Below are 14,927 nucleotides of genomic sequence, written 5' to 3'. Positions count from 1 at the left end.
GCATGACTAAAAAGCAATTGCCCGACCATTTGCATCTGGACACGCTGGCCGTTCGCACCGCCGTGGATAAAAGCCAGTATGGCGAAAACTCCGAGGCCCTGTATCTGACCAGCAGCTTCATCCAGCCCGATGCCGCGACCGCCGCGCGCCGCTTCGCCGGTGAGGAAGAGGGCTACACCTATTCGCGTTTCAGCAACCCCACCGTGACCAGCATGGAGCAGCGGCTGGCAAAGCTGGAGGGCACCGAGGCCTGCATCGGCACGTCCAGCGGCATGGCGGCCATCATGCTGATGTGCATGGGCTTGTTGAAGGCGGGAGATCATGTCATCTGCTCGCAAAGCGTGTTTGGTTCCACCATCCGTCTGCTGGCCGGCGAGTTCGGCAAGTTTGGGGTGCAGAGCACCTTTGTGTCGCAAACCGACGTGGCCCAATGGCAGGCGGCGGTTCAGCCCAACACGCGTCTGCTGTTTGCCGAGACACCCACCAACCCGCTGACCGAGGTCTGTGATATTCAGGCGCTGGCCGACGTGGCACACGCGGCCGGGGCCTTGCTGGCGGTTGACAACTGTTTTTGCTCACCTGCCTTGCAGCAACCGGTCAAACTGGGGGCGGATATCGTGATCCATTCGGGGACCAAGTACCTGGATGGTCAGGGACGGGTGATTGCCGGTGCGCTGTGCAGTACCAAAAAGCTGATTGACGAAAAGTTCATGCCGGTGATGCGCAGCTGCGGGCTGACGCTGTCGGCCTTCAACGCCTGGGTGGTGCTCAAAGGCATGGAAACTCTGTCGATCCGGATGAGAGCGCAGAGCGACAACGCATTGGCGCTGGCCACCTGGCTGGAAGCGCAGCCCCAGGTAGGTCGGGTCTATTACCCGGGCTTGCAGTCGCATCCACAGCACGCGCTGGCGATGCAGCAGCAGTCCGGTGTCGGTGGTGCCGTGGTGTCGTTTGACGTCAAGGCGGGCGACCCGGCTGATCCCGTCGTCGCGCGCAAAAATGCATTTCACGTCATTGACAGCACGCAGGTGTGTTCCATCACCTCCAATCTGGGCGACACCAAAACCACCATTACCCATCCCGCCAGCACCTCGCATGGGCGCATCACCGAAGCACAACGCCAGGCCGCCGGCATCGGCCAGGGCCTGATTCGCGTCGCCGTTGGGTTGGAAAACATTGAAGACCTGAAGGCTGACCTTGCGCGTGGCCTGGATACCCTGACATGACACAAAAAATTCGCACCCGATTTGCGCCGTCACCTACCGGCTTTATTCACCTTGGCAACATCCGCTCGGCCTTGTACCCGTGGGCTTTTGCCCGCGCTACCGGGGGTGAATTCATTCTGCGCATTGAAGATACCGACGTGGAGCGCTCCACGCAGGCCGCCGTGGATGTGATTATTGAGAGCATGTCCTGGCTGGGTCTGGACTACGACGAAGGCCCGTTCTACCAAATGCAGCGCATGGATCGCTATAAGGCCGTGCTGGGTGAGTTGGTGGCGGCAGGGCATGTGTATCCCTGCTACATGAGTGTGGCCGAGCTCGACGCACTGCGTGAGAGCCAGATGGCTGCCAAAGAAAAGCCGCGCTACGACGGTACCTGGCGCCCAGCTCCGGGCAAGACCTTGCCCGCCATTCCTGAAGGTGTGAAGCCGGTGCTGCGTTTCAAAAACCCGCAGGGTGGCTCGGTGGTGTGGGAGGACAAGGTCAAGGGCCGCATCGAGATCAGCAACGACGAGCTCGACGACCTGGTGATTGCCCGACCCGACGGCACGCCCACTTACAACTTTTGCGTGGTGGTGGATGATCTTGACATGGCGATTACCCACGTGATTCGTGGCGACGACCACGTCAACAACACGCCGCGCCAGATCAATATCTTTCTTGCTTTGGGTAAAGTGCCGCCGGTGTATGCTCATCTGCCCACGGTGCTCAATGAGCAGGGCGAAAAGATGAGCAAACGCAGCGGTGCCAAGCCGGTGACCCAATTCCGTGATGAAGGCTATCTGCCTGACGCCATGGTCAACTATCTTGCGCGCCTGGGCTGGAGCCATGGCGATGATGAAATTTTTAGCCGTGAGCAATTTTTGCAATGGTTCAACCTGGATCATTTGGGCCGCAGCGCCGGTCAGTTTGACGAAGCCAAGTTGCGTTGGGTGAATGCGCAACACCTCAAGGCCATGAATGACGATGCCTTGGCCATGCTGGTGCTTCCGCTGCTGCAAAAGCGCGAGATCGTGGCAGACGAGCGTTTGCCACGTATCTGTGGCCTGTTCAAGGACCGTTGTGACACCACGGTGATTCTGGCTGACTGGGCTGCTGCGTTTTATGCAGACATCTCACCCAACCCAGAGGAAGTTGAGAAGCATGTCACCGACGCAATTAAACCGGCGCTTAATTTGCTGCTTGAAAAGCTGACGACCTGTACTTGGGACAAGCCAACGATTGCGGCAACCATCAAGGAAGTGCTGGCCGCCTGCAGCATCAAAATGCCGCAACTCGCCATGCCCGTGCGGGTGTTGGTCATGGGCACAACCCAGACGCCATCGCTGGATTCAGTGCTTGAATTGAGTGAAAGAGAAAAAGTATTGGCGCGTTTGCAAACAGCATGATTTTTAACGCTATAATTTGAGGCTTGGAAGTAACGAATACTTGAAAAAGAATTCGGTGGTTTAGGGGGTATAGCTCAGCTGGGAGAGCGCTTGCATGGCATGCAAGAGGTCAGCAGTTCGATCCTGCTTACCTCCACCAATATTTCTGAAGTGAGTCTGAAAAGATTTACGTGTTGAGACGGAAGTCCAAAGGTTATGACCCCATCGTCTAGAGGCCTAGGACACTACCCTTTCACGGTAGGTACCGGGGTTCGAATCCCCGTGGGGTCGCCAAGTTCATCATGAGATGAGTAAAGCGCAAGTTGGTAACACTTGGCTCGCAAGAGTGAACGTTGCCTACCAGGAGTGGTAGTTCAGTTGGTTAGAATACCGGCCTGTCACGCCGGGGGTCGCGGGTTCGAGTCCCGTCCGCTCCGCCAGTAATATGGAAAGCCGCTATAAATATTTTATTTATAGCGGCTTTTTCATTTTCATCTGCGCCTGTTATTGTTTCCTTGATCATTCCGAATGGATGCCAAATGTGGCTGCCTTCGTACTTTCAAGCGCTCCATTCTGACTCGCTCGCCTTGAAACCCTGTTGAAATAATTGCAGCGGCTAAATCAAACGATATTTCGCCAAAGTGAAAACATCACTTTCCACTTTTGTGTCAAACTTGTTCCACCTGCAGTTGATGCGTTCATCGCCTCCAGAACTGATTTGTGTTGGAAATAGAGAGTGTGGCGAAAAGCTCAAGCTTGACCCTTGTCAAAGGGGCATTTTCCGTAGAGCGTAGTCTTATTTAATTGAATCTTATTTGAATACAGAAGGACATGACGATGCGTAAAGTTCAAGTGACAAGTGCCGCCAAAAGGCTGCAGGAAGCTGAATCGATCACGGACAGTCTTGTTGAGAAGATCATGCTGCGCCCAGATGGGTATTACTGGCAGGCGCCAGACGGTAAACAGGAGTTTGGGCCGTTCGAAAGTTTAGAAATGGCCATGGCCGATATGGGGGCTGTCGATGAACAGGCGCCAGAGCCAGGTGAAACGCTTCAAGAGGCTGAAGATGAAATTGGCATCGCTGGCTGGATCGATCCTGAAACGGGAGAGCCTGCAGAGGGACAGTCGCCGCCCCGACTTGAAGAGTAGGGATGTCGCAAGCGGTCTTGGTCGCTACATTGTGCAGAGTCGTCCTAAGGCGCTTGCTTAACGGACCCCTATCGAACCTAACAAGGCGTCTTTCAACACGCTTTGGGTGTTAATAGCCTTGAAGAACCCCAGACTGTTTACGCCGGTGTTGATGACCGTGAGGGTCTGTATCTTTTGTGCATTCAGTGTGTTTTGAATTATGGTGCCGCTGGACAGTTGCGATTTGACATTCGTGTCCACGAAGTTACCAGGGCCGTTTTGAACTATGCCCGCCTCGGCAATTGCCGCACTGGCAATCCTGGCTTGTTCAGACGTTATTTTGCTCATGTCGGGCAAAGTGAAGCTTGTTTTGTTAACCAAGTCCCCGTTGATCGAGACTGTTCTGACGATTCCGAAAGACACGGTAAGGCCTGAGCCCGCATCAAATCCGCCACGCATATTGCTTAGTTTTTCATCGCTGGCGGCGACCCACTCAGCCGGCTGAAACGCTCTTCTTTCTTCTTTATCGATGCCAACGCCAAAACAGGCATTCCCGGCCATCAACAAGCAGCACACGCTTGTCAGTTGTTTGGGTAAATTTTTCATGACAAGTCATCCGTTAAAAATCACCCGGACCGAATTTACCTAAGGTCAGGCCACCTAGACCCTCATGATTGATTCCGGCAGTCAATGGCGCTCTGGGTGCTACCTGCCAATCTGCCGCATCGTTAAACTTCGCCAACTCCTGTTTGTTGTGAATCACGAACAGCAGTTTGTTTACCCAAGTGGATTCAAAACTTTCCCGCGATACCGCCCGTGTCCCGTTTGATGGATCTCCAATCAGGATTCTGCCGTCAATCATTCCCTTGATCACCACAAAATGGTGATAGCCATTTTCAGCAATTAAAACAATGGCGGGCAGTCCTGTCTCCAGTAATTTAGTCAAGGGGAACGCAAACCCATCCGCCTGAAACTGATGGGCATTCAGATACGTTTTGATGTCCAGTAAAGAAAAACCTTCACGTCGAATTTTTTCTTGATCACCACGTACGAACATTTCTTCAAACACAGACTGCTCAGTAACTGGGTAGCCGTAATGATAGGTAAGCAAGGTCGCCAAAGCCGCAGAACCACAACTGAAGTCATATTGTTGTCGAGTGGTCGCTTTGAAACGGGCCTCTTTCAGACTGGTCACCTTGACCGCATATCTTCCGCCAATGCCTGACAAATCCATCGTATCGGCTTGAACTGTTGCACAAGCGGCGATAAAAATTACCGTGAACAGGAAGCGAAAATTTCTCATGGTTTACTGGTATTGCAAATTGATGATGGTCGCGTTCTGGATCAAAACATTCGATCCCGAGTTCTGAATCACCATAGGAAACCCGCTTGAATTGGTGAATGAGCCATCTGCGATGGAGTTGCTTCCGGTCATGACATTGAACGCAGAATTGTTTGCCACGGTTCCACTTAACTGCATGTCATTTTTAACCAGGTCAAATCCGCCGCGATAAGCCTCCAGTTGACTGCTTGCAACGGGCGTGCCAAAACTTGTAACGGCAACGGTTGCAGCCGGGACTTCCAATTCGACAAAAACTTCTCCAGCACGGGCTTCTGATTGCATCGATTCATTTGATACTGCTTCGCTGGCCAGGGCCCAACCCGACGAACAAAACGCCAAGGCCAGTGCGGCCCTGACCATGAAAATATTGGTATGCATTCTCTTCTCCATGTAAGTGCCGATCACCGGGCAAAACTAGCTTCGCCCGGTGATCGGCTTTGCCGCTTACTTGCCCACAGCTAAGTTAGCCTGAACATTGACGCTCTGCTGAATCATGGCTGCCATGCCGCTGTTTTGCGCTGCAACCATGATGCCGGCGGCCGATTGCCCAACACTGCTCATAACGTTGGACATATTGAAAGTCCCAGCATTAACATTGATGTTGCCACCAGCGCCACCAGAGCCGCCAGCACCTACACCACCGTTGCCAACACCACCGGTGACAGTTCCGCCGGAGCCACCAGCGCCGCCACTGTTGCCGCCACCGCCAGCACCACCAGCACCGCCGCTGCCCGCCGTTGCGCTACCGTTGGTAGCACTGCCATTGGTCGCATTGCCGTTGCTGGCGGATCCGCCATTACCACCTGTGCCACCGTTGTTTTGCGCAGTGCCACTGTTGCCGCCATTGCCGCCAGCCGCTCCGGCAGCACCAGCCCCACCTGTGCTATTACCTGCTGCACCGACGGCCCCTGTGCCGCCCGCGCCGCTGGATGCCGCAGCACCTGCTCCGCCTGTGCCGCTGGATGCAGCAGCACCTGAACCGCCTGTGCCGCTAGAAGCCGCAGCACCTGCGCCAGCAGTACCGCTGGATGCCGCCGCACCTGCCCCGCCCGTGCCGCTGCCAGCGGCAGCGCCTGCACCAGCGGTTCCACTGGTAGCTGTTCCACCAGCTGCGCCTGCTGCCGCAGTGTTGGTACCCGCTGCACCTGCTGCACCAGCCGCACCCGTAGCACCAGAACCACCGGCACCAGTGGTGCCTGCCCCGGCATTGGCCGTGCTTCCGCCACCGTTGGCGTTACTGGCACCACCGTTGGCGCTGCTGGCTCCAGCACTGATGCTGCCGCCACCGCCGGTGCCTGCATTGCCATTGGCTGCATTACTGCCACCGTTTGCGCTGCCACCATTGCCCGCTGGAGGTGTACTTACCCCCCCGTTGGCACTGCCACCGTTGGCTGGTCCTTGGGTTCCACCTTGATTGCCACCCGCTGCGGCAAGCGTCCCGCCATTGGTTCCTGAACCTCCAGCGTTTGCAGCAGACCCGCCACCGTTAGCATTTGAGCCGGAGCCACCCCCGGTCGCAATGCCGCTTGCAGCGCCCGCACCGCCCAAGCCGCCCGCACCGCCCAAGCCACCTGTTGCAGCACCCGTGCTGCCGCCAGAGCCGCCAGAGCCAGCCGTCAGGCCGCCCGTGCTACCGCCAGAGCCGCCGGTCGTGCCGCCACTTGTCCCACCAGAGCCGCCGGTCGTGCCACCACTTGTTCCGCCAAGGCCGCCAGTCGTGCTGCCACTTGCACCGCCAAGGCCGCCGGTCGTGCCACCACTTGCACCGCCAAGGCCACCAGTCGTGCTGCCACTTGCGCCGCCAGCGCCGCCAGCGCCACCAGTTGCAGCACCAGCGGCACCACCAGTGCCACCAGCACCGCCTGCGGCACCGGCACCCGCAGCACTGGTCGCATTCTGGGCATAACCGCCTGATCCACCCGTACCGGCGGTGTTAGCGCCATTTGAGGCACTGCCGTTTGAGGCGCTGCCGTTTGTAGCACTGCCACCAATGGCGCCGACTGCGCCGGCACCGCCTGTTGCGGTGGCCCCGTTACCGCCTTGGCCTGATGCGGCGCCGCCTTGACCAACACCACCCGTGCCACCATTTCCGGTAGCGCCATTGGCATTGCCGTTGTTAGAAGCATTGTTGCCAATGTCATGAATGTTGTTGCCGCTGACAGTGCCGCTCAGCGTGCTGACAGCCGTGGCTGTAGAGGTGTTGTATGCGTTCGAAGGATTGGCGTTGGCTGTTGCTCCGTTGTTTGCCGCCGCTGAGCCCTGAGCAGCGGCCCTGGAGTTGCCGCGTGAGTTGTTTTGACCGGTGCTCTTGTCGTTGTTTTGGTCGTTGTTGTTGGTGCTCTTATTGTTGTTTTGGTCAGCATTACTAGTGTTGCTGCTCTTGTTGTTGTTTTGATCGGCGTTGTTGGTGCTCTTATTGTTGTTTTGGTCAGCATTACTAGTGTTGCTGCTCTTGTTGTTGTTTTGATCGGCGTTACTGGTGTTGATGCTCTTGTTGTTGTTTTGGTCAGCATTACTGGTGTTGCTGCTCTTGTTGTTGTTTTGGTCAGAGTTGTTGCTGCTGTTGCTCGATGAGCTCTGGGTAGCCGTCGAATTCTCATTGGCTGCAGGACCCGAGTTCGATGTCTGAGTAGAGGCCGCAGTTGCAGTCTGATTGTTATTCTGCGCAGTATCTGCTGTGTTGTTTGTGGTTGGATTCGCCAATGCCTGACCTGCGATACCAAAAGCAACAGCGATAGCCGACGCCAAGAGTGTCTTATTCATGGTATTTCCTTTAAAAATTGCTAGTTAAGATTTACATGGCTCGACGCATAAATTACGTCAATCCGAGCTACTCACAGCAAAATCAGTGCCACAAAAAAACAACATTCCTAAGTGGTTGATTTATAAAGAAAAAATAAGATTTATTGACGGTGGGAACTGTTTTCTACCGTTCGAAATCTTTAAATTCTTTTCGTTGAAGGGCTGGTTGTATCAAGCACGTTACAGTTCTAAAAATCTGTGGCTTCGCAGTGTTTGACATATCGCAAAGAGGGCAAACCGACGCCTTTAAATTCAATGCTCGCGGCAAGCTCTTGCTCACTTGTCGCCACCCAATCAAAGTGTCACACTTTTGATGCACCTGATGCTTGAGGCCAAGGCGGCGTGTTAAGCCGCTGGCCTCTTCAGGGGCTGATGCCGTGTTTTTCCATCAGTCGATACAGCGTCATGCGGGACACACCCAGATCACGCGCGGCGCGGGTGACGTTGCTGCCGCTGCCTTGCAGGCAGACGTGAATTGCATCGCGTTCGGCCCGGATGCGGGCCTCCTCCAGCGCCTCTCCATTGCGCAGCCCCGTTTGCATTTGCAAATCAAGATCTTCCGGGGTGATCAGGCGTCCCTCGGACATCACCAGGGCCCGTCGGATGCGGTTGATGAGTTCTCGTACGTTGCCTGGCCAATCGTGCATTTTGATGGCGAGCATGGCCCGGTTGCTGAATCCTGTGAGGCGGGGATTTTTGTCGTGCGAGAACACTTTAAAAAAGTGTCTGGCCAACAACTCCAGATCTTCTTTTCTTTCGCGCAGGGCGGGTACTGTCAATGGCAGAACGTTGAGTCGGTACAACAGGTCTTCACGAAACAGGCCAGATTTCACCGCGTCTTCAAGGCGCACGTGCGACGCCGCAATCACCCGCACATCGACTTCAATACTGTTTGAGGCGCCGATTCGGTTAATGGTGCGCTCCTGTAGAAAACGAAGCAGATTGGTTTGCAGTTCAAGTGGCAAGTCGCCGATCTCGTCCAGAAAAAGCGTACCGCCTGCTGCCGACTCAATCAGTCCCCGCTTTTCCTTGGCTGCACCCGTGAACGCACCACGCTCGTAACCAAACAACTCTGACTGGATCAGGCTGGCGGGAATAGCGCCGCAATTGACCGCGATAAAGGGGCCGTGAGCCCGTTTTGAATGGTTGTGAATCGCATGCGCCGTCAATTCCTTGCCGCTGCCACTTTCGCCCCAGATCAGTACCGGGGCATTGGCCTGAGCGACTTTGGTTATTTGTCTGCGTAATTGTTGAATGGCCTCGCTCTGACCCACCAGTTCCATGTCGCGCTTGGCTGAAATCGTAATGTCGGGTGATCCACTCAGTTCAGCATATCCGTAGGCATGACCCAGGGTGTGATTGAGCCGAAAGGGGTCGATGGGCCAAGTATGAAAATCAAACAGGTGTTGGACAATCAACGCCCGATACACGGGCAGCTTGATTATTTCGGCCGGAAAAACGCCCACCCATTGAGTTGATTGGTGCGCTTCGAGCAGGGCATCCAAGTCGATGACATCGGCATCCCTTGAATTATTGAGCAGCAAGAGTCCCACTGGATAGCGGTGATGGTTAAGCGCCTTGCGGGCGGAACTCAGGTCATTGACGGAACACGCATCCCAAGATGACAACAACAGCGGGGGGGTGGTCAAGAGCGAAGTATCCCCCAGCGTGACACTCAACAACGGTCTCAACGACATGTGCATTTCCCTTTGGGTATTCCTCTGTTTCCTGGACTTGGAATACAGGCGCTCTCATTCAAGACGCAGGCGCCACATTGGATTGACGCCGAGCATAAGCAGTACCCGTTTCAAGTGATTTGAGATTTGTCACTATGACGACCTGCATTGGGGAAATCAGCTCTGAACTGGGCTTGATCTTTCGCAACTGTGAATTTGAGCAGTTCTTCAACACTAGCGACCCCGATTGGGGCTTTTTAGTATGTTGGACACTCGGAGAAATGACTCATGGTTCATCTGAAATTACCCGCCATCAGTGCGGTGAGTTGTGCGGTTTTTCTGTTGATCGGCGGCTCGGTTCACGCGCAATCAAAGACGGGTAGCTCGCATGAAATGCAAATGCGCCTGGAATCCTTGAGCCAGGAGCTGGACGAGCAAAGAAAATTACTGGCACATCTGGAGTCATTTCGCCAACAGTATTTTGAACAAAGAACGCTGCTCAAATCTTTGGAGCGCCAGGTAGCGCAACAACAAACGGCGCTTGATGAATTGCGCGGCGTCGCGAGTTGGGACACCCTGGCCGCGCAACGCGGCGCAGGCAAGGTGGGTGAGCCGGAGCAAATTGCCCAGGCGCAGCCGCAAGAAGCCAAACCGGTGGGTAAAGCGGCAAGCACGGAGGGGCGGCCGCCAGAGGTGGCGCCCTTGTTTGAGCAGCCTGGCGTACTCACGCCCAAGGGGCACTACGTGCTGGAGCCCTCGTTACAGTATGGATACTCGTCGAGCAACCGGGTCGCCTTAGTGGGGTACACCATTATTCCGGCACTTTTGGTCGGGTTGATTGATGTGCGCGAAGTCAAACGCAACACGGTCACGGCAGCCTTGTCAGCGCGCCTTGGTGTTACTAATCGACTCGAATTGGAGGTGCGGGCGCCTTATGTCTATCGGTCAGACGCTACGGTAAGCCGCGAAATTAACGCAGGAGTTGCAACGGAAGGCGTGTTCTCGGCGAGCGGCATGCACATAGGTGATGTTGAGTTTGGTGCACGCTACCAATTGAACGATGGTGGCGTTGACACACCTTATTACTTGGGTACGTTGCGCTACAAAACCCGCACGGGTACAGACCCGTTTGAGGTGGTGACCGATTGCAGTCAACGCTGTGTTGGCACTAATGTTACCGGTACAGGTTTGCCGCTTGATTTGCCGACCGGCTCCGGCTTCAACTCGCTGCAAGTCGGCATGACCGTTCTTTACCCGTCAGACCCCGCCGTGTTTTTCGGAAGCCTTACCTACACGCACAATTTTTCGCGCGACAACGTCAACCGCAAAATCCTGAACGGCCAGGAGGAGGCTCTGGGGACGATCGCCCCCGGCGACATCATTGGCTTTAACTTCGGTATGGGTTTGGCGTTGAACGAAAAGGCTTCTTTCAGCATCGGTTATGACCATAGTTCGGTGGGCTCAACGCGGCAAAATGGTGAGGTAGTGCCGGGTTCTGTCCGGACACAGCTAGGAACCTTGTTGCTCGGCTACTCCTACCGACTCAGCCAAAAAACATCCTTGAACGTGTCAGTCGGTGCCGGCCTCACGCGTGATACACCCGATGTGTCGCTGACGGTCCGGTTGCCGATGACGTTCTGAAACCATTCAGCATCATAGGTCGAGGTTTAAAACTAACTTTTCTGTTCTTCATCGCACCACCTTGACCGGAATAAAGCCCGCGACGTCCATCCTAATGTATGAAGAAAATATTGGTGCTCTACTATTCACGAACCGGCTTCACGCGGACCATTGCCCGGCAGGTCGCCCGTGCCTGCAATGCTGATCTGGAGCCCATCGAAGGCGTGAAAGGGCGCACCCATGCCGTTGGTTATGTGCGATCGGCCATTGAAGCCGCCTTGCATCTGGATACGCCGATTCGACGTGCCAAACATATTCCGAGTGACTATGACATTGTCGTGATTGGAACGCCGATCTGGTTCTGGAATGTGGCCAGTCCGGTGCGAACCTACGTCAAAAGACATCGTCGTCAATTCAAACGGGTTGCTTTTTTCTGCACCTATGGCGGCTCCGGGCAAGACAAGGTGCTCAGTGATCTGGCAGCTCTTTGTGGTCGGCCTGCTGTGGCGACAATGGCCGTTGCTGATGCAGAAGTGGCAGCTGAGCTGTATCACGATCGACTGTCGAAATTTGCCAGTGCACTCAAGGGCTCAGGCCGGCTACGCAGGCGGCCCCGTCGCGTTGAGCGCGCATTCAGCAAGTCTCCTATCGGTCTTTAAAGCGCATGCCATGACAACTAAAAAACCTGTTAATTTGCCGGCTGCTCAACGTGAAGGCGGCCGGCGCCTCGCGCGCAAAAGTTACACCTGCCGATTGCCGCTTGAACTGGCGTCCCGGTTGGAGGCACTGCGCGAGATGCATCCGCAGAAAACACGCACCCAGCTTCTCACGGATTTACTGGACTTGGGCTTGGCTGAGGTCGAGCGCGCTTCGTCCGGGGTGGCCGCTGGACTGACCGGGTTTCAGCCGGATACAAGGCAGCCGGTTTACCTGCTGACGGGACCGTTTTCAGAATTTCATGACCTCATCCACAAACATCACCTGGCCATGGAGCATGAGCTGGACAAAGATGAGCCCGAGACGTCGTACCCGATGGATGACTACAAGCTGGGCGATGTTGAGTAGCGCGTGTGCGCTTGGGCTAACGCCCGCGTAAAAACAGCTTGTCCAGGTCCGTGATGCTGACCTGTCGCCAAGTCGGGCGCCCGTGGTTGCATTGGTCGGAGCGGTCGGTGGCTTCCATCTGGCGCAGCAGCGCATTCATTTCTTCGAGGGTCAGGCGGCGATTGGCACGCACCGCACCGTGACAAGCCATGGTGGACAGCAATTCATTTTGCGCACGCTGGATGACGGTGCTGGCATCGTGCTGGGACAGCTCCGCCAGCACACCTCTCGCCAATTCGGTGGCATCACCCTGGGCCAGCGTGGTGGGCACCGCCCGCACCGCCAGGGTCTTGGGTGAAAAAGGGGTGATTTCCAGACCCAGCGTTCTCAGGGTGTCGGCGTGGGCTTCGGCGGTGGCCACCTCGTTCGGCGTGGCCGCAAAGGTCACGGGAATCAGCAGCGGCTGGCTCACCAGCCGGGGCACTGCGCCGGTGGCTGCAACTGCGGAAACCTCGTTCACGGCGTGCTGGACCAGCAACTGGGCCTTTAACCGCTCGTAGACGATGCGCTCGTGGGCGGCATGCATGTCCACGATGATGAGGCCTTGCGTGTTTTCTGCCAGGATGTAAATGCCTTGCAACTGTGCCAGTGCGCGGCCCAAGGGCCAGTCGCCGGTTGGCAGCGGCGCAGGCAATCCGGGCGCGGCCTGGGAGCTGCCGTCGTTGCTGGTTGCGCTGACCTGGTTGTCCGTGGGACGGGTCCATGCGCTGCTGGGCGGCACGGGATCGCTTTTGTGCCAAAGCAGTCCCACATCACTGACCCGGTAGCCGGCAGCAGCTTCAAAATTGATAGCTGGTTGCGCAGAGTACATGGGGGCTAGAGGCACATTTGACGCATAAATACCGGGTGATGCGGCCTTCAGGGCCGCGTCCGGGTTGTTGGCGTCATCGATTTGCCCGCTGGTCAGGCCCATTTGCGCGGCGAGCGCGGCACGCGGCGCCGCCAGTGCGTCCTCTACGGCGTGGCGCACGGCTTGGTGGACTTCGCGGCTATCGCGAAAACGGACTTCGATCTTGGTCGGGTGCACATTGACGTCCACGCGGGTCGGGTCAATCTCGATGTACAGCGCATATACCGGCTGGCGGTGGCCGTGCAGCACGTCTTCATAGGCGCTGCGGGCGGCATGGGTCAGCACCTTGTCGCGCACAAAGCGGCCGTTGACGTAGCAAAACTGCTGGTCAGCCCGTGAGCGCGCGGCGTCGGGAATGCCGGCGCGGCCCCAGACCCGAACCGCGGGCGTGCTTTCCAGCCGGTGGCTGTTGCTGGTGCGGTAGTCGACCCGCACCGAGCGTTCGACAAAATCGCTGCCCAGTACATCGGCCAGGCGCTGGTCCAGCGCTTGATCACCGTCGCACTTGCGCCATTGCTCCACCAGCTTGCCTTCGTGCCAGATGGCAAAGCCCACGTCGGGCCGCGCCAAGGCGTGGCGGCGCACCGCCTCCACACAGTGCGCTAGCTCGGTGGCGTCGGTTTTCAGGAACTTGCGCCGCGCCGGGGTGCTGAAGAACAGTTCCTTGACTTCCACCGTGGTGCCGGTGCTGCGCGCCACCGGTTTGAGCTCGCCAGTACGGCCATCCAGAAGATAAGCACTGTTTTGGCCTGTAGCCCTCGACAGTATTGCGCAGTCTGCTATTGAATTAATAGCGGCGAGCGCCTCGCCCCGAAACCCCATGGTCGCCACCGACTCCAGATCGAGCAGGTTGCTGATTTTGCTGGTGGCGTGGCGTTTGAGCGCAATCGGCAGTTCTTCCCGCAGGATGCCGGCGCCGTCGTCTTCCACCGCGATCAGCCGCACACCGCCTGCCAGCAGACGCACGGTGACCTGCGTGGCCCCGGCGTCCAGCGCGTTATCGACCAACTCCCGCACCACCGAGGCCGGGCGTTCCACGACTTCACCGGCGGCAATCTGGCTGATCAGCTCATCGGGCAGTTCGCGGATGGGCCGACGGGGGGAGGGGGATAGGGCAGCGTTCACAGGCTTGTATTTTAAGGTGCGGGGATAATTCAGCCCCATGGAAATCATTACCTATCTCTTTGACTTCATTCTCCACGTCGACAAGCACCTGGAGGTGTTCGTGCAAAACTACGGCCTGTGGGTGTATGCCTTGCTGTTTTTGATCATTTTTGTGGAAACCGGCGTGGTGGTCATGCCTTTTCTGCCGGGCGACTCCTTGCTCTTCGTGGTGGGCGCCATGTGCGGCGTCGGGCTGATGAGTTACCCGATGTCGGTGGGGCTGCTGCTGCTGGCGGCGGTGTTGGGCAACCAGTCCAACTACGCCCTGGGCCGCTACTTTGGTCCCCGGGTGTTCAAGTGGGAAGACTCCCGGCTGTTCAACAAAGCGGCCTTCAACCGGGCGCATGATTTCTATGAACGCTATGGCGGCATCACCATCGTGGCGGCGCGCTTCATGCCGTTTGTGCGCACGTTTGCGCCTTTTGTGGCCGGCGTGGCGAAGATGAGCCGGGCCAAGTTCACGTTCTTTGATGTGACCGGCGGCGCCCTGTGGGTGGTCGGCATCATCACCATCGGCTATTTCTTCGGCAACTTCCCGTTTGTGAAGGCGCATCTGGACAAAATTATCTGGGCCATGATTCTGATCCCCGGACTGGTGATCATGTTGGGCGCCTGGAAATCGCGCCAAAAACCAGTGCAAGTCTGAACCAT

At 56.7% G+C, this 14,927-nt stretch carries 17 protein-coding genes and 3 tRNA genes; 11 read left to right on the top strand and 9 right to left on the bottom strand.

Features of this window, described 5'->3' with window-relative positions; translation table 11 throughout:
* Window positions 1–2 precede the first annotated feature (2 nt).
* The 6 genes from HHJ17_RS06465 (at window position 3) to HHJ17_RS06440 (ending at window position 3,739) form a co-directional block, all read left to right on the top strand.
* The gene (locus HHJ17_RS06465; protein ID WP_296505293.1) at window positions 3–1,226 is read left to right on the top strand and encodes an O-succinylhomoserine sulfhydrylase; all 1,224 of its coding nucleotides are present in this window, start codon (window positions 3–5) and stop codon (window positions 1,224–1,226) included.
* The gene (gltX, locus tag HHJ17_RS06460) at window positions 1,223–2,611 is read left to right on the top strand and encodes a glutamate--tRNA ligase (protein ID WP_296503033.1); all 1,389 of its coding nucleotides are present in this window, start codon (window positions 1,223–1,225) and stop codon (window positions 2,609–2,611) included. Before HHJ17_RS06465 ends, gltX begins: the two co-directional genes overlap by 4 nt.
* A 63-nt stretch (window positions 2,612–2,674) precedes the next feature.
* A tRNA-Ala gene (locus tag HHJ17_RS06455) sits at window positions 2,675–2,750 on the top strand.
* Window positions 2,751–2,808: 58 nt separating this feature from the next.
* Window positions 2,809–2,884: transfer RNA gene (locus HHJ17_RS06450), tRNA-Glu, on the top strand.
* Between the two features lie 69 nt (window positions 2,885–2,953).
* Window positions 2,954–3,030: transfer RNA gene (locus HHJ17_RS06445), tRNA-Asp, on the top strand.
* Window positions 3,031–3,427: 397 nt separating this feature from the next.
* Window positions 3,428–3,739 carry a hypothetical protein gene (locus HHJ17_RS06440; protein WP_296505291.1) on the top strand — a complete coding sequence of 104 codons (312 nt, stop codon included), beginning with the start codon at window positions 3,428–3,430 and terminating at the stop codon, window positions 3,737–3,739.
* Between the two features lie 57 nt (window positions 3,740–3,796).
* Here the strand turns inward: HHJ17_RS06440 and HHJ17_RS06435 are convergent, their stop codons facing one another.
* The 7 genes from HHJ17_RS06435 to HHJ17_RS06405 form a co-directional block, all read right to left on the bottom strand.
* Window positions 3,797–4,324, bottom strand: a complete 528-nt coding sequence (locus tag HHJ17_RS06435) for a hypothetical protein (protein ID WP_296505290.1) — start codon at window positions 4,322–4,324, stop codon at window positions 3,797–3,799.
* Window positions 4,325–4,337: 13 nt separating this feature from the next.
* Entirely contained in the window at window positions 4,338–5,021 is a 684-nt protein-coding gene (locus HHJ17_RS06430) for a C39 family peptidase (protein WP_296505289.1), read from the bottom strand.
* Window positions 5,022–5,024: 3 nt separating this feature from the next.
* Window positions 5,025–5,438, bottom strand: a complete 414-nt coding sequence (locus tag HHJ17_RS06425) for a hypothetical protein (RefSeq protein ID WP_296505288.1) — start codon at window positions 5,436–5,438, stop codon at window positions 5,025–5,027.
* Between the two features lie 66 nt (window positions 5,439–5,504).
* Window positions 5,505–5,633: a signal peptide protein gene (locus HHJ17_RS06420; RefSeq protein WP_296505287.1), complete on the bottom strand. Its 129-nt coding sequence runs from the start codon at window positions 5,631–5,633 to the stop codon at window positions 5,505–5,507.
* 59 nt (window positions 5,634–5,692) lie between these two features.
* On the bottom strand, window positions 5,693–6,376 hold the full coding sequence (locus HHJ17_RS06415; RefSeq protein WP_296505285.1) for a hypothetical protein: 684 nt from the start codon (window positions 6,374–6,376) through the stop codon (window positions 5,693–5,695).
* A gap of 45 nt (window positions 6,377–6,421) precedes the next feature.
* Complete coding sequence (locus tag HHJ17_RS06410) at window positions 6,422–6,643, bottom strand: hypothetical protein (protein ID WP_296505284.1); 222 nt, start codon at window positions 6,641–6,643, stop codon at window positions 6,422–6,424.
* A gap of 33 nt (window positions 6,644–6,676) precedes the next feature.
* Entirely contained in the window at window positions 6,677–7,162 is a 486-nt protein-coding gene (locus HHJ17_RS06405; RefSeq protein ID WP_296505283.1) for a hypothetical protein, read from the bottom strand.
* Between the two features lie 193 nt (window positions 7,163–7,355).
* Between HHJ17_RS06405 and HHJ17_RS06400 the strand changes: the two genes are divergently transcribed.
* Window positions 7,356–7,634 (top strand): hypothetical protein, encoded by a 279-nt coding sequence (locus tag HHJ17_RS06400; RefSeq protein ID WP_296505281.1) that lies wholly within the window; start codon window positions 7,356–7,358, stop codon window positions 7,632–7,634.
* A gap of 590 nt (window positions 7,635–8,224) precedes the next feature.
* Here the strand turns inward: HHJ17_RS06400 and HHJ17_RS06395 are convergent.
* Window positions 8,225–9,565, bottom strand: coding sequence for a sigma-54 dependent transcriptional regulator (locus HHJ17_RS06395; protein WP_296505280.1), 1,341 nt, complete (start codon window positions 9,563–9,565; stop codon window positions 8,225–8,227).
* Between the two features lie 261 nt (window positions 9,566–9,826).
* Here HHJ17_RS06395 and HHJ17_RS06390 point away from each other — a divergent pair, with 261 nt between their 5' ends.
* The 3 genes from HHJ17_RS06390 (at window position 9,827) to HHJ17_RS06380 (ending at window position 12,223) form a co-directional block, all read left to right on the top strand.
* Window positions 9,827–11,179, top strand: coding sequence for an acetate kinase (locus HHJ17_RS06390; protein ID WP_296505278.1), 1,353 nt, complete (start codon window positions 9,827–9,829; stop codon window positions 11,177–11,179).
* 98 nt (window positions 11,180–11,277) lie between these two features.
* Entirely contained in the window at window positions 11,278–11,817 is a 540-nt protein-coding gene (locus HHJ17_RS06385) for a flavodoxin (RefSeq protein ID WP_296505277.1), read from the top strand.
* Between the two features lie 10 nt (window positions 11,818–11,827).
* Window positions 11,828–12,223 (top strand): hypothetical protein, encoded by a 396-nt coding sequence (locus tag HHJ17_RS06380; protein ID WP_296505275.1) that lies wholly within the window; start codon window positions 11,828–11,830, stop codon window positions 12,221–12,223.
* A gap of 16 nt (window positions 12,224–12,239) precedes the next feature.
* On the opposite strand, the gene mutL is transcribed toward HHJ17_RS06380, so the two are convergent.
* On the bottom strand, window positions 12,240–14,276 hold the full coding sequence (gene mutL, locus HHJ17_RS06375) for a DNA mismatch repair endonuclease MutL (protein WP_296505751.1): 2,037 nt from the start codon (window positions 14,274–14,276) through the stop codon (window positions 12,240–12,242).
* Here mutL and HHJ17_RS06370 point away from each other — a divergent pair.
* Window positions 14,275–14,922, top strand: coding sequence for a VTT domain-containing protein (locus HHJ17_RS06370; protein WP_296505274.1), 648 nt, complete (start codon window positions 14,275–14,277; stop codon window positions 14,920–14,922). The genes mutL and HHJ17_RS06370 overlap by 2 nt on opposite strands.
* Window positions 14,923–14,927: the final 5 nt, after the last annotated feature.

It is taken from the genome of Rhodoferax sp. (assembly GCF_012927445.1).
Taxonomy (GTDB): Bacteria; Pseudomonadota; Gammaproteobacteria; order Burkholderiales; family Burkholderiaceae_C; genus Rhodoferax.
This window is presented reverse-complemented; position numbering and strand designations above follow the sequence as displayed.